We start from the raw sequence: 19,886 nt of genomic DNA, 5'->3' as shown, positions 1-19,886 counted from the left end.
CACACGGTTCTCCATCGCAACCTCCTTCGCTGGGTGTTGCGACGAGTGATTGAATCCGCCCAGTATTCCAGAGACAGGCGTGGGATACGGAGAGGCCGCGGCGTACTGGATTCCCCGCTTTCGCGGGGAATGACAGCCGTGGCGCGGAGGCACTTCCCTGCAATGCGAGGGGCCCCCGCTTGACTCCCCGTCACATCGAATTCATGATCAGCATAATGCGATTGAAGTAATCGCATTGCAATTACTTGCGCGATAGCCGTTTGGGCCAGTGTCGGCCCGTTCCGGAGGCCGGTAGATGGCATTGATCGAGGCGTTCAAGCGGTTGCTGGGCGACACGGCCGTGCTGACGCGCGAGGAGGATCTCGCGGGCCTCACTGAAGATTGGCGTGGCCGCTATCGGGCGCCGGCGCTTTGCGCGGTTCTCCCGTCCAGCACCGAGCAGGTTGCGGCCATCGTCCGGCTCTGCGTCGCGGATGGCACACCCCTGCTGCCGCAGGGCGGCAACACCAGCCTGTGCGGCGGCGCGACCCCGACGGGGCAGGGCAGGCCGCCGGTGATCGTCGCCCTGACGCGGATGCGCCAGATCCGCTCGCTCGATCCGGTCAACAACACCATGGTGGTCGACGCCGGCTGCGTGCTGGCGACCATTCAGGAGGCCGCTATCTCCGCCGGCCGGCTCTATCCGGTCAGCCTTGGTGCCGAAGGCTCCTGCCAGATCGGCGGCAACATCGCCACCAATGCCGGCGGGACCGGCGTCCTGCGCTACGGCAACACGCGCGACAATGTGCTCGGGCTCGAGGTGGTGCTGCCGGACGGTTCGGTCTGGGACGGCCTCTACGCGCTGCGCAAGAACAACACCGGCTACGACATCAAGCACCTCTTCATCGGCTCCGAGGGCACCCTCGGCATCATCACCGGCGCGGTGCTGAAGCTGCATCCGCTGCCAACAGCCGAGGCGGTCGCCTGGCTCGCCGTCGACGGCCCTCAGCACGCGCTCGACGTGCTCGGCCTGTTCCAGGCCTCCTGCAATTCGCGGCTTTCCGCCTTCGAGCTGATGAATGCGAAACAGATCGAGCTCGTGCTCGAGCAGGTGCCCGGCCGGCGTTGTCCGGTGGCGCAGGTCGACAGCTGGCATGTCCTGGTCGAACTGTCCGATACGGGCGATGCCGAAGGGCTCGCAGCCACGATGCAGGCCGTGCTCGAGCGCGCGCTGGAGGCCGGGCTGATCAGCGACGGTGTCGTCGCCGCGAGCGAGGCGCAGCGCAAGGCGATGTGGCTGGTGCGTCACAGCGTGTCGGAAGCCAACAAGAAGGCCGGCGTTGGCCTCACCTCGGACAGCGCGGTCCCGGTGTCGGCGGTACCCGCCTTCATCGCGCAGGCCATGGCGTCGGTCCATGCCATCATCCCGGATCTGCCGTTCGTCATCGTCGGCCACATGGGTGACGGCAACGTCCATCTCATTCCGTTCTTCACTTTCGCGCAATGGGATGCCCTGGACGATCGCGACGCGGTCGGCGAGCGCATTCGCCATGCCGTCAACGACGTCGCGGCCTCGCTCCGCGGCACGTTCAGCGCCGAACACGGGGTCGGACGGACCCTGATGGAGCAGATGTCCCGCTACAAGCCGCCGGTCGAGCTCGCGCTGATGCGCGCAGTGAAGCAGGCGTTCGACCCGTCGGGCCTGTTCAACCCGGGCCACGTGCTGCCGCCGCCATCCACGCCGGAAACTGCTCGCGGCCCCGTGGCCGCGTCTTCGTCATCAACCGCTGAGAGGGGACCGAAGCCATGACACATCTTCCGAAGATCATCACTTCCCGCCGCCGACTGCTGCTCGGCGCAGGAGCCGTCGCGCTGGCCGCGCCCGCCGTCTGGTCGCCGTCCCGCGCCGCGGGCAAGCGCATCGTGGTGCGCGACGACGGCGGCATCTACACCAAAGCCTATGGCGCGGTGTTCTACCGTCCGTTCACCGAAGCGACCGGCATCGAGGTGGTCGGGGTGCAGGCCAATGCCGAGCCCGTCGCGCAGATCAAGACCATGGTCGATACCAAGAACTACACCTGGGACATGGCCAAGATCTCCTGGCCCGCGATCCTGCTGTTGACCAGCGGCAGCAAGCAATATCTCGAAAAGCACGGCCTCGAATCCGAGCCCGTGATCAAGTCGATCCCCGCCGAATTCATGTCGCCCTACGGCGTCGGCACCAACGTCTACACCACCGTGCTGGCCTACCGCACGGACGCCTTCAAGGGCCGCAAGGCGCCGCAGTCATGGGCCGATTTCTGGAACGTGGCGGAGTTTCCGGGACGCCGCGCCGTGCGCAAGCATCCGTTCGACACGATCGAGGAGGCGCTGATGGGCGCGGGCGTGCCGACCGCGCAGGTCTACCCCTGCGATCTCGACAAGGCGTTTGCTTCGCTCGACAAGATCAAGTCGTCCGTCGCCGTATGGTGGACCAGTGGTGCGCAGGTCGAGCAGATGCTGACCTCGGGGGAAATCGACCTGCTGCCGACCTGGGTGTCGCGTCCGCAGGCCGCGCAGGCGGCTGGCGCACCGGTCGAGATCGTCTGGAATCAGGGCGTATGGGGCGGCGACAACTGGTCGATCCTCGCCGGCACGCCGAATGCGGATGCCTGCCGCGAGTTCATCAAGTTCGCCTCCGATCCGAAGCGCCAGGCGGCGCTGATGGAGTATTTTCCCGCCGGCCTCACGCAGCCGGAGGCCTTCAATTACGTCAAGCCCGAGCTCGCCAAGAACTGCCCGACCTATCCGGACAACATCAAGGCTGGCCTGAAGATCGATGCGAAGTTCTGGTACGACAACCAGGCCGCCGTCATCGAGCGCTTCAACAGCTGGATCCTGGCCTGAGCCTGAACCATCCCGCGATTGGAGCAGGGCATGACATCGTCGAGCTTGCGCGTCAAAGGACTTACCAAGCGCTATGGCGACTTCGTCGCGCTGGCGCCGACCAGTCTCGATGTCGCGAAGGGGGAATTCCTCACGCTGCTCGGCCCTTCGGGATCGGGCAAGACGACGCTGCTCAGCCTGATCGCGGGGCTCGCGCATCCGGACGAAGGTCGGATACTGATCGACGACGCCGACGTGACGCACAGCCCGGCCTATGACCGGGACATCGGCGTCGTGTTCCAGAACTACGCGTTGTTTCCTCACATGACGGTGGAGGACAACATCGCGTTTCCGCTGAAGATGCGGAAGGTCTCCGATGCCGATGCGCGCCGGCGCACGGCCGAGGCGCTGGAGACGGTGCGCCTGCCGCACGTCGCAAAACGCTATCCGCGCGAGCTCTCGGGCGGCCAGCAGCAGCGCATCGCGCTGGCGCGCTGCATCGTCTATCGCCCCGCCATCATCCTGATGGACGAGCCGCTCGGGGCGCTCGACAAGAAGCTGCGCGACCAGATGCAGCTCGAGATCAAGCGCATCCATCGCGAGCTCGGCACCACGATCATCTACGTGACCCACGATCAGGAAGAGGCGATGACCATGTCCGATCGCATCTGCCTGATGAATGCAGGCGCCATCGAGCAGCTTGGCACACCCGAGGATCTCTATTTCCGCCCGCAATCGGTCTTCGTCGCGGACTTTCTCGGCGAGTCCAACCTGTTCAGCGCAACGGTCCGGCAGGTCGATGCGCAGGGGCTCGACATCGTGCTGGCCGACCAGACGGTTCCGTCACGCGCGGTCGGCAACGGCGCGAGCTTCGCGATCGGCGAGCCGATCAAGCTGATGGTCCGCCCCCAGAACCTCCATGTCGGTGATGCGGCGAACGGCACGCTCACCGGCAGGCTGGTCGACGTGATGATCAGCGGCAGCATGACGCGGCTCTACATCTCGCCCGAAAGGGCCGACATGCCGCAGCTCGTCGCGGCCTATCCCACGCGATCGAGCGCGACGCCCTACGAGATTGGCCAGCTCGTCTCGCTCGGCTGGAATTCCGCGGATGCCGTGGCGATCCGCGACGGCGGAGCATACTGACGCCATGGTATCGGCCAAAGCACCTGCGATCGAATCGGGACGGCTCCGGACCGCGAGGCGCTCTCGCGTCCGGTCGCAGGTCTGGACCTGGGCCGCGATGGGGAGCCCGCTCGTCCTGCTGCTCGTCTTCTTCCTGCTCTACCCGGTCGGCCAGTTGTTGCTGCTCAGCATCTACAATGACAGCGGATTCACGTTTGCGCCGTATCGCCAGCTCTTCGCCTCATCCGTCTATGTCGATGTCCTCCTCATCACGCTGAAGATCTCGCTGGTGACGACGCTGGTCTGCGTCGTCGCCGGCTATCCGATCGCCTATCTGATCTCGGTGGTCGGCAAGGAACGGAAGGCGACGCTGCTGTTCTGGGTGCTGCTGTCGTTCTGGACCAGCTTTCTGGTGCGCGCCTTCGCCTGGATCGTGCTGCTCGGGCGCAACGGCGTCATCAACAAGCTGCTGATCTGGCTCGGCATCACCTCGAGCCCGGCGAGCCTGCTCTACAATTTCGGCAGCGTCCTCGTCGGCATGGTGAACGCGCTGCTGCCGCTTGCCGTGCTGACCATGCTCTCGGTGATGGAGAATATCGACCGCACCCTGCCGCGCGCCGCCGCCACGCTCGGGGCGCGGCCGGGCATGGCGTTCTGGAAGATCTACTTTCCGCTCTCGCTGCCGGGCGTCGCCGCGGCGGGGATCATGGTGTTCGTCACCGCGATCGGCTTCTTCATCGTGCCGGCGCTGCTCGGCGGACGCCGCGAGACCATGATCACGCAGCTCATCATCGATCAGGTCCAGCAGACCATGAACTGGGGTTTTGCCGGCGCGATCTCGGTGCTGCTGCTGGTCGTCGTCCTCATCGTCTTTGCCGCCTATGACCGGCTGCTCGGCCTGTCGACCATGACCGGCGCGTCCGCGCCGCGCGATGCCGCGCCCTCGCGTTGGTCGAGTCCGGTCACGCGGGCCGGCGATGCGCTGCTCACGCTGCTCGGTGCGATTTCCGACCGCATCATCCTGATGCTGCCGTCACGCCGTCGCGGCCGCAACCCGGACCAGGCCGGCCTCGGCTTGCAGGCCTTCGTCTGGACCATGCTCGTCGTCATCAGTGCGCCGACGATCCTGATGATCCCGCTGTCGTTCGGCACCGGCGGCCTCAACTGGCCGCCGCAGGGGTTTACGCTGCATTGGTATGAGACTGTGCTGCATTCGCCGGTGTGGACCCAGGCGTTCCTGCGCTCGCTGCTGGTCGGTCTGGGGACGGGTGGGCTCGCCATGCTGATCGGAACGCCGGCCGCGTTCCTGCTGGTGAGGAGCAACATTCCCGGCAAGGCTGCCTGGCTTGCCTTCATCCTGTCGCCGATTGTCGTGCCCCGCATGATCATCGCGGTCGGCATGTTCTATGTGTTCGCGCAAATGGGCCTGGTCGGCAGCGCCTTTGGCCTCATCCTCGGACATACCGTCGTCGCGGTGCCCTACGTGGTGATGACCATGATGGCCGTGCTGCGCAACTACGACACGCGGCTCGACCATGCCGCGCAAAGCCTCGGCGCACGCCCCTTTGCGACGCTGCGCCACGTCACCTTTCCGATTCTCGGCGCGGGCATGTTCTCCTCCTTCCTGTTTGCCTTCGCCACCTCGTTCGACGAGCTCACCATCGCGCTGTTCGCGACCGGCGGCCTCAACGCCACGCTGCCCAAGCAGTTCTGGGACGAGGTGACGCTTCAGGTCTCGCCCGTGATCGCCGCCGTTTCGACGTGCCTGTTCGTCTTCATGGGGCTCTTGATCTTCGTCGCCGAACGCCTGCGTCGGCGCGCTGCCGCAAGGTAGCCGCTCCGCATTCCAACCAGAGGTTCACATCATGCTCACTGCCAATCGCCTCCGCGGCCTGTTCCCGGCCATTCCGACCCCGGTGAAGGCCGACGACACCATCGATACCGCCGCGGTCTCGGCCATGTTCACCTGGCTCAACAAGCAGGGCATCGACGGCGTGGTGCCGCTCGGCGGGACCGGCGAATACGGCGCGCTCGCACGTGCCGAGCGCATCAGGATGGCCGGCCTGTCGGTGAAGGCGATGGCGGGCAAGGGCCCGGTCATCGCCGGCGTGCTCGACACCGGCTTTCACGATGCGCTCCAGGCCGGGCGTGAATTCGCCGCCGAAGGCGTGGACGGTCTGCTGGTTCTTACGCCATATTACACCAACCCGACTCAGGCTGGCGTTCGTGACTATTTTCTGCGTTATGCCGACGCCTCGCCCGTGCCTGTCCTGATTTATGAGATCCCTTACCGTACCCGGATCGCGATCGAGCCCAGGATCCTGCATGAACTCTCCAGGCATCCCAACATCATCGGCATGAAGGCCTGCAATCTCGACATGTACCATTTCCTGCAAGTCGTGGCCGGCGTCGACGACAGCTTCGCGGTCCTGAGCGGCGAGGACAGCCTGTTTCCGCTGCATCTGGCGGCCGGTGCGACGGGCGGCATCGTCGTCACCGCGTGCCTGTTGCCGCGCGCCTGGCGCGCAATTTACGAGACGGCGATCGCGGGTCGCACCGCGGAGGCGTTGAGCCTGCACCGCCGGCTGATCCCGTTCATGAACATGGCCTTCGCCGAGACCAACCCGGGGCCGATGAAGGCGGTGATGGACATGGTCGGCGTCGATGCGCCGCGCATGCTGGCGCCGCTGGTGCAGCCGGCGCAGGCGCTGGTCTCGGCATTCCGCGCCGAGTTCAAGAAGCAGTTGGCGCTCACCGAAAACGTTGGGTGACGAAAGGACGACGACATGGCGCGTAGCGGCCAGGGCGGATCAAGGAAGGCTGTCAAAGCCAAGAGCCTGGACAAAGCGAGCCCGGACAAAGCTCGTGCGGAAAAGCGTGTCGGCAAAAGTGCCGAGCCGGCGCGCTCGTCGCTGTTCGTCGGCTCGACCGAGAAGGCCTTTCAGGTCCTGCACACCTTCGACGGGCCGCAGCGTTTCCTGACGCTCGCCGATATCGCGCGCGCAGCCAACCTCGATCGCAGCGCCACCCAGCGCCTGGTCTACACGCTGGAGACGCTCGGCTATCTCAGGCGGATCGAGGGCACGCGCAACTATGGCCTCACTTCGAAAGTGCTCCAGTTCTCGCACAGCTATCTCAAGGCCAACGAACTGATCGACAAGGCCTCGCCCTATCTCCTCGACATGAGCCGCAATCTCGGCGAGACCTGCAATTTGCACGAGCTGGACGGCCACGAGGTCGTGTTCGTGGCGCGCTTTCCCGGCCGGCATCTCATTCATATCGATTTCGTGATCGGAAGCCGGCTGCCGGCCTACTTCACGGCGTCCGGCATCGCCATCCTGTCGGCGCTCCCTGAAGAGGTGAGGCAGGACCTGTTGAAGCGCACGCAACTCGAGCCGCTGACGCCGTATACGATTACGGACCCGGACCAGCTCCTGGAGCAGGTGCGCGTCGCGGCCTCGCGCGGCTATTCGATCCAGATCAACCAGAGCGTCATGGGCGACATTTCGGTCGCGGCGCCGATCATCGACGAGCACGGCCGTGCGGTCGCTGCGGTCAACATCTCCGTGCCGACCACGCGCTGGACCAAGGAGCGCGCCGAGGCCGAGCTCGTGCAGCATGTCCATGTCGCCGCGACCTCGATCTCGAAGTTCAACCGCTACGCCGCCTGATGCGGATGCTCTTGAATGCAGACGACTACCGCAGCGTTGCGCAAAAATTCCTGCCGCGCGGCCTGTTCGACTATATCGATCGCGGCACGGAGGACGAGGTCGCGCTGGGGCGCCTGCGCACCTCGCTGGACGAGATCACGCTGACGCCATCGGTGCTGACCGGGCACGACAGACGTTCATTCGACACCACGCTCCTGGGACGACGCTTCGCAGCGCCTCTCGTCGTGGCGCCGACCGCGCTCGCAGGCCTCGTTGCGCATGACGGCGAGACCAAGCTGGCGCGCGCGGCCGCGCGTGTCGGCATTCCCGTCTGCATCTCGACGCAATCGGTGACCACGGTCGAAACCGTCAGGCGCGGCGCGCCCGATGCGACGCTGTGGTTCCAGCTCTATGTCTGGCGCGATCGGACGCTGACGGCAGGACTTCTGGAGCGCGCCCGCGCCTGCGGCTGCGAGATCCTCGTCGTCACGGCCGATACGCCGGTCTCGCCCAACCGCGAGTACAACAAGCGTAACGGCTTCGGCATTCCGTTCGCACCGAGCCTGCGCAGCACGATCGACGTCGCGCGGCATCCGCGCTGGCTCATCAGTGTTCTGGCGCGCTATCTCCTGAGCGAGGGCATGCCGACCTACGGCCACTATCCGGACGAATTCCGCACGGCGATCACCCGGCCGGGCATCGCGGACGCCGTCCGCCTTGACCATCGCCTCAACTGGGACGACGTGCGCTGGCTGCGCCAGATCTGGCCGGGCAAGCTGATCATCAAGGGCGTCCTTGCGGTGCAGGATGCGGTGACCGCGGCCGAGCTCGGCTGTGATGCGATCGTCGTCTCCGCCCATGGCGGACGCAATCTCGACTGCCTGCCCGCGCCGGCGGAATGCATCCCGGCGATCACCGAAGCGGTCAAGGGACGGTTGACGGTGCTTGCCGACAGCGGGGTCCGGCGGGGCACGGATGCGCTGAAATATCTCGCGCTCGGCGCCGAAGCCGTCCTGCTCGGCCGCCTGCCGCTCTGGGGCCTCGCAGCCGGCGGCGAGGCCGGTGCCGAGGCGGTCTTGCGCATGCTCGTCGGCGAGATGGACACCGCGATGGCGTTTCTCGGCGCTGAGCACGTGTCGGAGTTGCGCAGAGTGCGTCAATGAAGACAAAGGCCGGGAATGATCCCGGCCTTTTCCCGTCTGCCGTTGCCTTCACTTCCTCGGCTTGACCAGATCCTCGATCATGGCCTGGACATGCGCAAGCCAGGCCTTCCGTCGCGCCTCTTCGGCAAGGTCGATCTGCGTGTAGCTCGACAAGGTGTAGAGATTGGCCCGGTAGAAATAGGTGAGCGAGAGGATCGAAAGATAGAGGTGGAAGCGATCGCAGTCCGCCGTGAATTCGCGGCGCTCGATGCCGCTCTGGAGCACGCGCTCCAGCATCCCGAGCTGGGTGTTGGCGAAGCTGCGGCGGATATTGTTCTTGACGTGACGTCCCTTGAACAGATTCTCCGATGCCAGGATGCTCAAGAGCTCCGGGTGTGCCCAATAGTAGTCCCAGTTGAAGGCGACCAGATCGGCAAGCGCCTTGCGCGGTCTCGAAAAATCGAGATCGAGCGCCTCTTCCGAGGCGACCAGATCGGCGTAGCAATGCTCGATGACCTGATGAAAGAGCTTCTCCTTGCTCTTGAAGTAGTAATAGAGCATCCGGTCGTTGCTTTTGGCGGCTCTGCTGATGCGATCGACCCGTGCGCCGCCGTAGCCTTCGCGCGCAAATTCGGTGACGGCCGCGCGTAGTATCGCTTCGCGAGTCTGATCGGGGGCTCGCGCCCGCCGGACCGCCGCGGCCTTCTTCCGCTTGAGGCGAGGGGCGGCGAGCTCGCGGATAGGCGGCTCCGTATCATTGACCATTGTGCATCCCCGGAATCACAGCCAGCAGGATGGAGGTTGCCGCTTTTTTGGCAAGCCCTCCCATTTGTTCACCGTTGACAAGTATTCCCGTCTGGTATTCGCTATGTAGTAAGTACTACATACATCAGGTAGTCCCAATGGCGGGAGATTGACATGCGAATTCCGGCTGTCGTGACCTTCGTCGGACTTGGTCTTGTATCGGCTTGGGGCGTTGCGCAGGCGGCGGAGCCGCCGCCGGTCAAGATTGGCGAGATATCGAGCTATTCAGCCCTGCCGGTCGGAACACGCGGCTATCGCCAGGGCTGGGAACTCGCCCGGGACGAAATCAACGCAAAAGGCGGCGTGCTCGGCCGCAAGCTCGAGATCGTCGCGCGCGACGATGCCGGAAAGCCCGACGTGGCGATCACGGCCGCCGGCCAGCTCGTTGAGGGCGAGCAGGTCGACCTGCTGACCGGCACCATCCTCTCGCATGTCGGCCTCGCGGTTGCCGACTTCGCCAAGCAGAAGCAGATCTTCTTCCTCGCCTCGCAACCGTTGACCGATGCGCTGATCTGGGAAAAGGGCAATCGATATACGTTCAGGCTGCGGCCGAGCACCTATACGCAAGCCTCGATCCTGGCAAAGGAGGCGGCCAAGTTTCCTGCCCGGCGCTGGGCGACGATCGCGCCGAACTACGAGTTCGGGCAAGCGGCAGTTGCAAGCTTCAAGCGCGAGTTGAAGCGGCTGCGCCCCGACGTCGAGTTCGTTTCCGAGCAATGGCCGCCGCTCGGCAAGATCGAGGCCGGCGCTGTCGTCCAGGCGATGACCTCGGAAAATCCCGAGGCGATCTTCAACGCAACCTTCGGTCCGGACCTCGTCAAGCTGGTGCGCGAAGGGACGACGCGAAACGCCTTTGCCGGCCGTTCCGTCGTCAGCCTCCTCACCGGCGAGCCGGAATATCTTGCGCCGCTGAAGGATGAGGCGCCCGCAGGCTGGCTCGTCACCGGCTATCCCCAGAGCGAGATCAGGACGCCGGCACATGATGCGTTTCTGCAAGTCTATGTCGGCCGCTTCAAGGAGCCGCCGAACATCGGCGCGCTCATTGGCTACATCAACACGCTCGTGCTTGCGAAGGCGATCGAGACTGCAGGCTCGACCAGGACCGGCGACCTGATCAAGGCCATGGAGCATCTGAAGGTCGATACTCCGGTGGGCCCGGTCGCCTTCCGTGCGATCGATCATCAATCCACCATGGGCGTCTATATCGGCAGGATCGCGGTACGAGACGGCCAGGGCGTCATGACCGATTGGCGCTACGTCGACGGCACCGCTTACCAGCCGGCGGACTCCGAAGTGCTCGCCAAACTGAAGAACTAGAGGCCCAGCTCCATGAACCTGCTCGCTCCCCGCAACACCTGGTATCCGCTCACCTGGTCGCGCAACGTGACGCGCGCGCTGTCGCGCCATCGCATTCTCGGCATGGACCTCGTCGTCTACCGTGGCGAAGCGGGCCAGGTGATAGCGCTCGACGACGTCTGTCCGCACCGGTTGGCGCCGCTGTCGATGGGCAAGCTCAAGGGCGATGCCATAGAGTGCGGCTACCACGGCATGACGTTTGGGCCAGACGGGCGTTGTGTTCGAATTCCCGGGCAGCCGGTGATTCCGCCCAACGCGCGGGTACCTTCCTATCCGCTGAGAGAGAAGATGGGGCTGGTCTGGATCTGGCCCGGCGACCCCGCGCTGGCCGATCCGTCGCTGGTCTACGACCTGCCGCAGTATCATCAGTCAGGCTGGCATGCCGCGGAAGGCGATGCGCTTCGGATCGAGACCGGCTACCTCAATCTCGCGGATAACCTCTGTGATCCCGCCCATGTCAGCTTCGTGCATCTGTCGACGCTCGGCAATTCAGCGAGCGAAGAGATTCCGGTCGAGCATACGTTCGGCGAGCGCGGCGTCCTGGTGTGGCGATGGATCAAGAACGCGCAGCCGATCCCGCTGTTTACGAAGTACGGCAACTTCCGAGGGGCTGTCGACCGCTGGCATTATTACGACTACGTCGCGCCCTGCATCGCGGTGATCGATTTCGGCAGCGCCGATGCCGGCGCGATTGTCGATCCGGCAGATCGCGGAAGCGGCCTTCGCATCTTTGCCTGCCACTTCATCACGCCCGTCGATGACGACGTCTGCATCGATCACTGGCTGCACGTCCGCAATTTTGCGCTGGACGATCTCGAGACGGATCAGCGCCTGCACGCCGATTTTCGAATCGCCTTCAATGAGGACAAGGAGATCCTGGAGCGCATCGAGCAAGTCGCGCAAGCCCGCCCCGACGCCAAATGCATCCGCCTCGCCATCGACGCTGCGCCCCAGCGCATGCGTCGCATCGTGGAGAAGATGGTGGCGGGCGAAGGTGAGACCCGCGCATCTGCGTGAGCGCAGATCCAGGTCAATCTCCGCGGAGCAGATCTGGATCGTCTCGCCGCTTCCCCCGCACTGACGGCGTGGAAGGAGCTCAGCCTCTACTCCGCCGCCTCCAGCGTCGGGTAATCGGTGTAGCCCTTCGCGCTGCCGCCGTAGAACGTGGCCTTGTCCCAGTCGTTCAGCGCGGCACCCTTCTTCAGCCGCTCGACCAAATCGGGGTTGGAGATGAACGGCTTGCCGAAGGCGATGAGATCGGCCGCGTTCGCATCCAGCACCTTGGTCGCCAGATCGAAATCGTAGCCGTTGTTGGCGACATAGGCGCCGGCAAAGCGCTTGCGCAAGGACGCGTAGTCGAACGGCGCGAAATCGCGCGGCCCTCCGGTGGCACCCTCGACGACGTGGAGATAGACCAGCTTGAGCGCGCTGAGGCCGTCGACGATGTGATCGAACAAGGCCTGCGGATTGCTGTCGGAGATGTCATTGGCCGGCGTCACCGGCGAGATGCGAATGCCGGTGCGATCGGCACCGGCCTCTGCCACGACGGCCCTGGAGACGTCCAGCATCAGCCGCGCGCGGTTCTCGATCGAGCCGCCATAGGCATCGTTGCGCTTGTTGGCGCCGTCCTTGGCGAACTGGTCGAGCAGATAGCCGTTGGCGCCGTGGATCTCGACGCCGTCGAAGCCGGCCTCCAGCGCGTTCTTCGTGGCGCGCTTGAAATCGTCGATGATCCCGGGAATTTCGGAGAGCTCGAGCGCACGTGGCTCGGAGACATCGGCAAAGCCGCCGTTCACGAAGGTCTTGCCCTTGGCGCGGATCGCGCTCGGCGCGACAGGCGCTGCGCCATTGGCCTGAAGGTCGACATGCGAGATGCGGCCGACATGCCAGAGCTGGATGAAGATCTTGCCGCCGCGCTCATGGACCTTGTCGGTGACCTTGCGCCAGCCGGCGACCTGGTCCTTGCTGTAGATGCCGGGGGTGTCCTGGTAGCCCTGGCCCTGCTGCGAGACCTGGCTCGCTTCGGTGATCAGGAGCCCTGCGGAGGCGCGCTGGCCGTAATAGTCGGCGGCGAGCGCGCCGGGAACGAACGTGCCGGGGACGGCGCGGTTGCGCGTCAGCGGCGCCATCACGAAACGGTTGGCCAGCGTGATCGGGCCGAGCTTGTAGGTCTCAAACAATTTGGTCGGACGGCTCATGGGGATGCTTCCAGGCGGTGAGAGGTCCGGAACACTTGTGCATCGCGGCAACCAGCGCAAGGGAGGAGCCATACGGAAAGTGCAGGCGAGCTACGCGGCGGGGACCGCGTAGCATAATTCATGTGCAATTTGGGCCCCGGCAGAGGATTTCCGCCACCGCGGCCGTGTCAACTCAGTTCGCGCCGAGGAAGTCGCGCTTGCCGATCTCGACGCCGTTGTGGCGCAGGATGCCGTGCGCGGTCGTGGCGTGGAAATAGAAGTTGGGCAGCGAGAACGCGCTGAGGAATTGCTGGCCCTTCATGGTGATGGACTTGTCGGGGCCGGCCGGGAAGGTGACGTCCTTGGTCTCGGCGCCCTCGAACTGCGCGGGCTTGAACGACTTCACGTAGTCGATCGTCTTGGCCAGCCGCTGCTTCAATTCCGCAAAGCTGGTCTCGGTGTCGGGCGTCGAGGGCACCTCGCTGTGGGTCAGCCTTGCGCAGCCCTTGGCCGCGAAATCGCTGACGAGCTGGATCTGCTTCGACAGCGGCAGCATGTCCGGGAAGAGGCGGGAGCCGAGCAGCACGCTCGGGTCGACCTTCTTGGCCGCGCAATGCGCCTCGGCCTTGGTGAGCAGGCCGGTGAGGCTGTTCAGCATTTGCAAATAGGCGGGAACGACGGCGTCGTAAAAGGACATGTGATGCTCGCTTCAATGAGGGAAGTCTCAGGAGAAAACCTGAGCTACTCACATGGGAGCCTCATGGAAAAATACAATCGCAAAAGCGGCTTGTGCAGTGCGAAAATTCTACCGGATCGTGCCCACCGGCTGCGCCTGCGCCGTGCCGCCGCGCATGCGCGCCAGCAGCTCCGCGGTCGGCCAGGAATCCGCCGGCAGGCCGAACTTGATCTGCATCGCCTTCACGGCGGCGCGGCTCTGCTGGCCCAGCACGCCGTCGACCTTGCCGACATTGAAGCCGGCGCGCACCAGCAGTTGCTGCAACTCCTTGAGCTCGTTGAACGGCAGTTGCGCGACCGGCGCCGCCGGCTTGCGCATTGGCGCTGCGCCCGCGATGCGGGTGGCCAGATAGCCCGCGGTGGTCGAGTAGATCAGCGAGTTATTCCACTCGGTATAGGCCGCGAAATTCGCATACGCCATGAAGGCCGGCCCAAAGCGTCCCATCGGCAACAGCACGGACGCCGCGAGATTGTCGTTCGGCAGCGGCCTTCCGTCGGGATAGGTGACACCGAGCTGACCCCATTTCGAGCGCGGCAGCTGCACGGTGAGATCGGTCTGCTCCCACGGCAGGCTCGAGGGCACCTTGATCTCCTCCAGCCATGGCTCGCCGCGCCGCCACTTCAATCCGTTGGCGATGTAGTTCGCGGTCGAGCCGATCACGTCGTTCTCGCTGCGCAGGAGATCGCGCCGGCCGTCGCCGTCATAGTCGACGGCATAGTTGACGTAATGCACGGGCAGGAATTGCGTCTGCCCGAGCTCGCCGGCCCAGGAGCCGACCATCTCGTCGGGATGCAAATCACCGCGGTCGATGATCTTCAGCGCGGCGATGGTCTCGTTCACGAACATTTCCGAGCGCCGGCAGTCATAGGCGAGCGACACCAGTGATTTCAGCGTCGGCAGATTGCCCATGTTGACGCCGAAATCGCTCTCGAGGCCCCAGAACGCGGCGATCACCGCCGGCGGTACGCCGTATTCCTTTTCGGCGCGCGCAAAGGCAGCGGCATGTTGCTTGATGTGCTGCTGGCCGTTCTGCATGCGATAGGGCGCGGCCATGCGGCCGGCAAATTCGGTGAACAGCTGCCCGAACACGCGCTGGCCGCGGTCGCGGTTGACGATGCCCTGGTCGTAGACGAGGTAGGGCGAAGCCTCCGCAATCGTCCGCTGCGAGACGCCGGCGGCAACCGCCTGGCTCTTCACGTCGGCGAGGAAGCGATCGAAGCTCGCCCCGTTATGGCACGAGGCCGCGCGCGGCGAGGGCGCAGTGGCCTTGGGGGCGGCGGGCTTCGCAGGCGGCGGAAGGAGCTGGGCGGACGCGGGAAGGGCGAAGGCGATTGCAATCGTTACGACCGCAAGGCGAGAACCAAGGCAGTTCATCGGTATCGATATCTCTGGTGCTGGGCGGATGAGCGCTAGGCCGCCAATACGGCGCGCTTCACGGCGAGTGGCAATGTGATGGAACGGAATAACGTCTTCGGATACAGATAATCTTCGCCGGACTCATCGACGACCCGCAGCATGTCGAGTTTCTCGGCCGCCGCATCGCGCAACGTTACGTAGATCTTACGCGTCTCGAGAGAGGCGGCGTAGCTCTCATTGTCCACGCAGATCACCAGTTGCTTGCTTCGTGATTTCGTCATGATTGTCAAAGCAGGTTCTTGATCTTGAATTCCTTGCGGCCGATGCCGGCAGCCTCATACCAATGTATCTCAGCGAGGTGAGTAGAGCCATCGGATAATCGCACCCGGGCGATGCCTTTGCGCTTGCGCCAACGCCCCCGCCCACAGATTCGTCGCAGCCGGGCGATCTCGCGGATGCCCGAGCCGCTGGCAAAGGTTTCGACCTCGGTAATCTCGCCGAGAATCTCGAAATGCATGGTCTCGATCGTGCCCGGGCGTCCCGGGTTGGGTCAAGTGCCGCGGCGCCGCGACGCACCTTGAAACCTTGCACCCGGACCGGGGTCATCCCTACCTCATGAGCGCCGGCCTGCAACGCCTTCTGCGGCCGCAGCCGGCCGGGAGACGGCCATGAACTATCTTCGTACCGCAATGCTGCTCGCAGGCCTCACCGCCCTGTTCATGGGCGTGGGCTATCTGATCGGCGGCGCCTCCGGCGCCATGATCGCGCTCGTGATTGCAGCGGCGACCAACCTCTTCACCTACTGGAACTCCGACCGCATGGTGCTCTCGATGTACGGCGCCCATGAGGTCGACCGTTCGACCGCGCCCGAGCTGGTCGGGCTCGTCGCCGAGCTTGCGGGCCGCGCGGGCCTGCCGATGCCGCGCGTGTTCCTGATGGACGAGGCGCAGCCCAACGCGTTCGCGACCGGTCGCAATCCCGAGAACGCCGCGGTCGCCGTCACCACCGGCCTGATGCGCCAGCTCAGCCGGGAGGAGCTCGCCGGCGTGATCGCGCACGAGCTTGCACATATCAAGCATCACGACACGCTGCTGATGACGATTACCGCGACCATCGCGGGCGCGATCTCCATGCTGGCGCAGTTCGGCATGTTCTTCGGCGGCCATCGCGACAACAACAACGGCCCGGGCATCGTCGGCTCGATCCTGATGATGATCCTGGCGCCGCTCGGCGCCATGCTGGTGCAGATGGCGATCAGCCGCACACGTGAATACGCCGCGGACGATCTCGGTGCGCGCATCGTCGGGCAGCCGATGTGGCTGGCGTCGGCGCTGGTGAAGATCGAAGGCGCCGCACATCAGGTCCCGAACTTCGAGGCCGAGCGAAATCCCGCGACCGCGCACATGTTCATCATCAATCCGCTGTCGGGCCACGGCGTGGACAGTCTCTTCGCCACCCATCCCTCGACACAGAACCGCGTCGCCGCGCTCCAGCAGCTTGCGGCCGCGCTCGGCGCGCAGGCCGCGCCGTCCGTCGGCGCCAACGAAAACTATCCGCCGGCGAGCCCGTGGGGCCGCTCGTCGTCGCGTGGACCTTCACGTGGTCCTTCACGTGGTCCTTGGGGCTGATCCGGAACCGGCGAGGATTTGCGTACGGTTTTGTGACCTGGCGCACACAGGATCGGCCCGGCCGGTGTTAACACCTCGGCGTGACACTTCCTTCGAAAGGGGATGCGTGGCCGGCCCGTTGCCGGTCAGCGTCGAAGATGACCAGAGCTGCCGTACCATTGCTGATCGTCCTGGGCGTGCTGATCGGCCTGTCCACGCATATGGTCGTCAATTGCGGGGACGAGGACGAGCCCGACGTCTGCGCGGCCGTGATCGGCTTCTCGCCGCTCCGCGGCTCGCTGATCGCCTTTGCCTATGAAGGGCGCGGGCGGATCGCGCTGCGCCACGGCGACTGGCGGCGGGCGATCGCCGATTTCGACGAGGCCATCCATCTCAATCCCAACCGCGCCTCGCTCTATCGCGACCGCGCGCTCGCACGCCGGCAGAACGGCGACCTCGAGCTCGCCATTGCGGATTACGACGAGGCGATCGCACACGATCCCAAGCACGCCGCGCCCTATCACCAGCGCGGTCTTGCGCTCGCCGCCACCGGCGATCTCGATCGCGCCATCCTCAGCTACAACACGGCGGTCCGTCTCGACCCCTCCGATGCGCAGGCCCGCCTCGATCGTGGCCTCGCGTTCCTTGCGCGCGGGCAGGCCGACGATGCGCGGGCCGATTTCGAGGCGGCACTGGCGCTGCCCGTCGGCAAGGATGGCCGCACGCGCGAGGCAGCGCGCGCCAAGCTCGCCGAACTCGCCAGCGCCGAGCCGACCCGGGTCGCTGCGCCCAGGCGGTGATGATATTCAGAAGCAGCGGGCTTTTTCCCCTCTCCCCTTGTGGGAGAGGGTGGCTCGCCGCGTAGCGGCGAGACGGGTGAGGGGTCTCTCTCCGCGCTTGAATTTCTTGCGGCGGAGGTTGCGGAAGCAACCCCTCATCCGGCGCTTCGCGCCACCTTCTCCCACAAGGGGAGAAGGAAGAAGCCCGCGCCTTACTTCGCTTTCCTGGCTTTCGCCTTTTTCGCCTTCTTCACCGGCTTCTCCTTCGCCGGCTTCTTCTCCGCCTTCACCGCGATCGGCGTGCTGGCCGCGAGTCGCATCGATCGCGCGTAGCTGTCGGCGACGTTGTCGGCGGACATCTGGAGGCGCTTGGCGGCGGCGGTGGCCTGCTCCATGGTGGCCTTGGCCATCATCTTGAAGCGGTCGCCGGTCTCCTTGCCCTTGGCCTTGGCCGCAAGGCCGTTCAAGCGATCCCGCCGCTCCTTGGCGCGGGTCATCAGGCCCGTATGCAGCTGTCTGGCCAGTTGCCGGATCACGACATCCAGGTCGGCGTCCGCCATGTTCTTCTATCCTCTTGAAAACAGTATCGATGCGGGCGGGACTATGCAGATCGGGCCCCGCCTTGGCAATTCCCGGCCGGGCGTCATCCGCAGCTTCCACGCCTCAAAACAAAAAAGCCGCGCATTTCGCGCGGCTTTTTGCCTGGTTGGTACGGATGGGCTACGTCCGCCTCACTTCAGCGAGGCAACCGGGCCGCTCGACGCGGCCGGATCGGGGTCGAAGCCGAACACGCCGACCAGGTATTTGTAATAGTCCGGCATCTTTTCCTTGAGCGTCTCGCGCGACTTGGGATCGTGGAATTCGCTCTTTCCGGCCAGGAAGATGCTGGCGGTCACGGCAAAGAATTCCATGGGATTCTTCAGCGCATAGGATTCCTTGGGCAGGAGGTCCTTGGACTTGGCCAGGGCATAATAGCCGATCACGCCCTTGTTGGCGTAGCCGTCCGGCAACAGGCGCGCGTGATAGGCGTGCAGGAGCTCGTGCAGCAGCACCGCCTCTTTCTCGTATCGCATCATGTCCGGCCGCAGCATGATCACGCCGAGTCCCGAATCGACCGCGAGGTCGACGGCGTTCGGATTGGTCCAGCGCTGCTGGCCGGGGTCCCAGACCGTCAGCGTCCGGGGAGCGGTGCGCTGGATGTCCGGCGTGACCCGGCCGTAGCAAGCGGTCGCGGCGCCTTCGTCGAGGCAGGCCAGCTCGCTCGCGACGATCGGAACGGTGTGGAAGAAGCGCAGCACGCGCGGGGAGAGGCCGACGCCTTCGACGACGTCGATCTGGCTCTTCAGATTGTCGGTGAGCTTGTCGACGTCCTTGCGGTCGCGATTCTCGGATATGTCGAACATGTAGCCGCGGTAGCTCTGGAAGCCCGGCGGCAACGCCTGCGCCGCGTCGGTGGACGCATCGAGCGGTCCGGCACTGGATGGACTGGCGAAAAGCGCGCCGACAATGGTCGCAGTCAGCAGCAACGCAATGCGCATGATGAACCCCCTGATGTCACTTCGCCGGCAGGATAGGCCACCGTTGTTTGCGAAACGTGAGTGGGGCGAGACTATGGCAGCGATGTTGAGGCGTGCTTAACCGTTGGTTGCAGATCGCGCGGGCGGATTAGTGCCGGGTTAACCAAGGTCGATACCCCTCGCCGTCACCCTGAGGTGGCCGCTTCTTCAGCGGCCCTCGAAGGGCGACGGCCCCGCTGCATCAGCTCGGCCGTGCATCCTTCGAGGCTCCCCGTGGGACGCGTTGCGTCCCACGCCTCGCACCTCAGGATGACGGGACGGGCGCCGAGGTGTAGATTCATCGGGGGCACGAAGCCCCACATCGATAGCCGGGAGGAGGAAGCCATGTATGCCGCCATCCGTCAGGCCAAGGCGAAAAGCGGGAGCGCGGAAGAGCTGGCGCGCCGCATCAAGGACGGCGCCGTTCCGATCATCAGCGACGTCGACGGCTTCCGCGCCTATTACGTCGTCTATGCCGGCGACGACACGGTCACCGCGATCTCCATCTTCGACAAGTTCGAGCAGGCGGAGGAGGCGAACCGGCGCGCGATCGCCTGGATCGAGAAGGATCTCGGCCCGCTGCTGGCCGGCGACGCCCGCGCCGCCGCGGGTCCGGTGATCGTGCATACGCTGGCGTGAGGCAAGTGCGAGCCCTCTCCCCAATGTCGTCCCGGCGAAGGCCCTAGGGCATGCACATATCTGGTGCGACGGATTGACTCGGGTCGAGGGTAAGGGGTTCCAGAATCGGGAATCC

20 protein-coding genes are annotated in these 19,886 nt (G+C 65.0%); 12 read left to right on the top strand and 8 right to left on the bottom strand.

From position 1 onward, the window contains the following. Nucleotides 1-295: 295 nt before the first annotated feature. From AC1RUR_RS38020 to AC1RUR_RS37990, 7 genes are all read left to right on the top strand, one after another. Nucleotides 296-1,789 carry an FAD-binding oxidoreductase gene (locus tag AC1RUR_RS38020; RefSeq protein WP_492853254.1) on the top strand — a complete coding sequence of 498 codons (1,494 nt, stop codon included), beginning with the start codon at nt 296-298 and terminating at the stop codon, nt 1,787-1,789. After that, nucleotides 1,786-2,865 (top strand): ABC transporter substrate-binding protein, encoded by a 1,080-nt coding sequence (locus tag AC1RUR_RS38015; protein WP_492853253.1) that lies wholly within the window; start codon nt 1,786-1,788, stop codon nt 2,863-2,865. The genes AC1RUR_RS38020 and AC1RUR_RS38015 overlap by 4 nt, the downstream gene beginning before the upstream one ends. A 30-nt stretch (nt 2,866-2,895) precedes the next feature. Beyond that, the gene (locus AC1RUR_RS38010) at nt 2,896-3,990 is read left to right on the top strand and encodes an ABC transporter ATP-binding protein (RefSeq protein ID WP_492853252.1); all 1,095 of its coding nucleotides are present in this window, start codon (nt 2,896-2,898) and stop codon (nt 3,988-3,990) included. A 97-nt stretch (nt 3,991-4,087) separates the two neighbouring features. After that, complete coding sequence (locus AC1RUR_RS38005) at nt 4,088-5,803, top strand: ABC transporter permease subunit (RefSeq protein WP_492853251.1); 1,716 nt, start codon at nt 4,088-4,090, stop codon at nt 5,801-5,803. A gap of 31 nt (nt 5,804-5,834) precedes the next feature. Beyond that, entirely contained in the window at nt 5,835-6,740 is a 906-nt protein-coding gene (gene dapA, locus AC1RUR_RS38000; RefSeq protein ID WP_492853250.1) for a 4-hydroxy-tetrahydrodipicolinate synthase, read from the top strand. A 15-nt stretch (nt 6,741-6,755) separates the two neighbouring features. Further along, complete coding sequence (locus tag AC1RUR_RS37995; RefSeq protein WP_492853249.1) at nt 6,756-7,640, top strand: IclR family transcriptional regulator; 885 nt, start codon at nt 6,756-6,758, stop codon at nt 7,638-7,640. Further along, nucleotides 7,640-8,782, top strand: a complete 1,143-nt coding sequence (locus AC1RUR_RS37990) for an alpha-hydroxy acid oxidase (protein WP_492853248.1) — start codon at nt 7,640-7,642, stop codon at nt 8,780-8,782. The genes AC1RUR_RS37995 and AC1RUR_RS37990 overlap by 1 nt, the downstream gene beginning before the upstream one ends. Nucleotides 8,783-8,830: 48 nt before the next feature. On the opposite strand, the gene AC1RUR_RS37985 is transcribed toward AC1RUR_RS37990, so the two are convergent. Further along, nucleotides 8,831-9,526 (bottom strand): TetR family transcriptional regulator, encoded by a 696-nt coding sequence (locus AC1RUR_RS37985; protein WP_492853247.1) that lies wholly within the window; start codon nt 9,524-9,526, stop codon nt 8,831-8,833. A gap of 153 nt (nt 9,527-9,679) precedes the next feature. Here AC1RUR_RS37985 and AC1RUR_RS37980 point away from each other — a divergent pair, with 153 nt between their 5' ends. Then, nucleotides 9,680-10,882 (top strand): ABC transporter substrate-binding protein, encoded by a 1,203-nt coding sequence (locus tag AC1RUR_RS37980; RefSeq protein ID WP_492853246.1) that lies wholly within the window; start codon nt 9,680-9,682, stop codon nt 10,880-10,882. Nucleotides 10,883-10,894: 12 nt separating this feature from the next. After that, nucleotides 10,895-11,938, top strand: coding sequence for an aromatic ring-hydroxylating dioxygenase subunit alpha (locus AC1RUR_RS37975; RefSeq protein WP_492853245.1), 1,044 nt, complete (start codon nt 10,895-10,897; stop codon nt 11,936-11,938). A gap of 86 nt (nt 11,939-12,024) precedes the next feature. Here the strand turns inward: AC1RUR_RS37975 and AC1RUR_RS37970 are convergent, their stop codons facing one another. The 5 genes from AC1RUR_RS37970 to AC1RUR_RS37950 form a co-directional block, all read right to left on the bottom strand. Continuing rightward, nucleotides 12,025-13,119, bottom strand: a complete 1,095-nt coding sequence (locus tag AC1RUR_RS37970) for an alkene reductase (protein WP_492853244.1) — start codon at nt 13,117-13,119, stop codon at nt 12,025-12,027. Between the two features lie 172 nt (nt 13,120-13,291). After that, on the bottom strand, nt 13,292-13,795 hold the full coding sequence (locus AC1RUR_RS37965; protein WP_492853243.1) for a DUF1993 domain-containing protein: 504 nt from the start codon (nt 13,793-13,795) through the stop codon (nt 13,292-13,294). 108 nt (nt 13,796-13,903) lie between these two features. Then, nucleotides 13,904-15,208: a lytic murein transglycosylase gene (locus AC1RUR_RS37960; protein WP_492853242.1), complete on the bottom strand. Its 1,305-nt coding sequence runs from the start codon at nt 15,206-15,208 to the stop codon at nt 13,904-13,906. 35 nt (nt 15,209-15,243) lie between these two features. Beyond that, nucleotides 15,244-15,471 (bottom strand): hypothetical protein, encoded by a 228-nt coding sequence (locus AC1RUR_RS37955; RefSeq protein WP_492853241.1) that lies wholly within the window; start codon nt 15,469-15,471, stop codon nt 15,244-15,246. A gap of 5 nt (nt 15,472-15,476) precedes the next feature. Continuing rightward, complete coding sequence (locus tag AC1RUR_RS37950; protein ID WP_492853240.1) at nt 15,477-15,707, bottom strand: hypothetical protein; 231 nt, start codon at nt 15,705-15,707, stop codon at nt 15,477-15,479. Between the two features lie 151 nt (nt 15,708-15,858). Between AC1RUR_RS37950 and htpX the strand changes: the two genes are divergently transcribed. Both htpX and AC1RUR_RS37940 read left to right on the top strand, forming a co-directional pair. After that, a complete protein-coding gene (gene htpX, locus AC1RUR_RS37945) occupies nt 15,859-16,818 on the top strand; it encodes a zinc metalloprotease HtpX (protein WP_492853239.1) in 960 nt (319 codons plus the stop codon). 137 nt (nt 16,819-16,955) lie between these two features. Continuing rightward, entirely contained in the window at nt 16,956-17,597 is a 642-nt protein-coding gene (locus AC1RUR_RS37940) for a tetratricopeptide repeat protein (RefSeq protein WP_492853238.1), read from the top strand. A gap of 191 nt (nt 17,598-17,788) precedes the next feature. Here the strand turns inward: AC1RUR_RS37940 and AC1RUR_RS37935 are convergent, their stop codons facing one another. Beyond that, nucleotides 17,789-18,136 (bottom strand): hypothetical protein, encoded by a 348-nt coding sequence (locus tag AC1RUR_RS37935; protein ID WP_492853237.1) that lies wholly within the window; start codon nt 18,134-18,136, stop codon nt 17,789-17,791. 171 nt (nt 18,137-18,307) lie between these two features. Then, nucleotides 18,308-19,114, bottom strand: a complete 807-nt coding sequence (locus tag AC1RUR_RS37930) for a hypothetical protein (protein ID WP_492853236.1) — start codon at nt 19,112-19,114, stop codon at nt 18,308-18,310. A gap of 363 nt (nt 19,115-19,477) precedes the next feature. Here AC1RUR_RS37930 and AC1RUR_RS37925 point away from each other — a divergent pair, with 363 nt between their 5' ends. After that, nucleotides 19,478-19,771, top strand: coding sequence for an antibiotic biosynthesis monooxygenase (locus AC1RUR_RS37925; protein ID WP_027543691.1), 294 nt, complete (start codon nt 19,478-19,480; stop codon nt 19,769-19,771). Nucleotides 19,772-19,886 lie beyond the last annotated feature (115 nt).

The organism is Bradyrhizobium sp. GW821-FHT12B03 (assembly GCF_058807535.1).
Note: the sequence above shows the minus strand (reverse complement) of the source record. Positions and strands in the feature narration are given on the sequence as shown.

Coding starts and splice junctions, on each gene's coding strand:
- AC1RUR_RS38020 (WP_492853254.1), top strand. CDS start 296: ATGGCATTGATCGAGGCGTTCAAGCGGTTGCTGGGCGACACGGCCGTG.
- AC1RUR_RS38015 (WP_492853253.1), top strand. CDS start 1,786: ATGACACATCTTCCGAAGATCATCACTTCCCGCCGCCGACTGCTGCTC.
- AC1RUR_RS38010 (WP_492853252.1), top strand. CDS start 2,896: ATGACATCGTCGAGCTTGCGCGTCAAAGGACTTACCAAGCGCTATGGC.
- AC1RUR_RS38005 (WP_492853251.1), top strand. CDS start 4,088: ATGGGGAGCCCGCTCGTCCTGCTGCTCGTCTTCTTCCTGCTCTACCCG.
- dapA (WP_492853250.1), top strand. CDS start 5,835: ATGCTCACTGCCAATCGCCTCCGCGGCCTGTTCCCGGCCATTCCGACC.
- AC1RUR_RS37995 (WP_492853249.1), top strand. CDS start 6,756: ATGGCGCGTAGCGGCCAGGGCGGATCAAGGAAGGCTGTCAAAGCCAAG.
- AC1RUR_RS37990 (WP_492853248.1), top strand. CDS start 7,640: ATGCGGATGCTCTTGAATGCAGACGACTACCGCAGCGTTGCGCAAAAA.
- AC1RUR_RS37985 (WP_492853247.1), bottom strand. CDS start 9,526: ATGGTCAATGATACGGAGCCGCCTATCCGCGAGCTCGCCGCCCCTCGC.
- AC1RUR_RS37980 (WP_492853246.1), top strand. CDS start 9,680: ATGCGAATTCCGGCTGTCGTGACCTTCGTCGGACTTGGTCTTGTATCG.
- AC1RUR_RS37975 (WP_492853245.1), top strand. CDS start 10,895: ATGAACCTGCTCGCTCCCCGCAACACCTGGTATCCGCTCACCTGGTCG.
- AC1RUR_RS37970 (WP_492853244.1), bottom strand. CDS start 13,119: ATGAGCCGTCCGACCAAATTGTTTGAGACCTACAAGCTCGGCCCGATC.
- AC1RUR_RS37965 (WP_492853243.1), bottom strand. CDS start 13,795: ATGTCCTTTTACGACGCCGTCGTTCCCGCCTATTTGCAAATGCTGAAC.
- AC1RUR_RS37960 (WP_492853242.1), bottom strand. CDS start 15,208: ATGAACTGCCTTGGTTCTCGCCTTGCGGTCGTAACGATTGCAATCGCC.
- AC1RUR_RS37955 (WP_492853241.1), bottom strand. CDS start 15,471: ATGACGAAATCACGAAGCAAGCAACTGGTGATCTGCGTGGACAATGAG.
- AC1RUR_RS37950 (WP_492853240.1), bottom strand. CDS start 15,707: ATGCATTTCGAGATTCTCGGCGAGATTACCGAGGTCGAAACCTTTGCC.
- htpX (WP_492853239.1), top strand. CDS start 15,859: ATGAACTATCTTCGTACCGCAATGCTGCTCGCAGGCCTCACCGCCCTG.
- AC1RUR_RS37940 (WP_492853238.1), top strand. CDS start 16,956: ATGACCAGAGCTGCCGTACCATTGCTGATCGTCCTGGGCGTGCTGATC.
- AC1RUR_RS37935 (WP_492853237.1), bottom strand. CDS start 18,136: ATGGCGGACGCCGACCTGGATGTCGTGATCCGGCAACTGGCCAGACAG.
- AC1RUR_RS37930 (WP_492853236.1), bottom strand. CDS start 19,114: ATGCGCATTGCGTTGCTGCTGACTGCGACCATTGTCGGCGCGCTTTTC.
- AC1RUR_RS37925 (WP_027543691.1), top strand. CDS start 19,478: ATGTATGCCGCCATCCGTCAGGCCAAGGCGAAAAGCGGGAGCGCGGAA.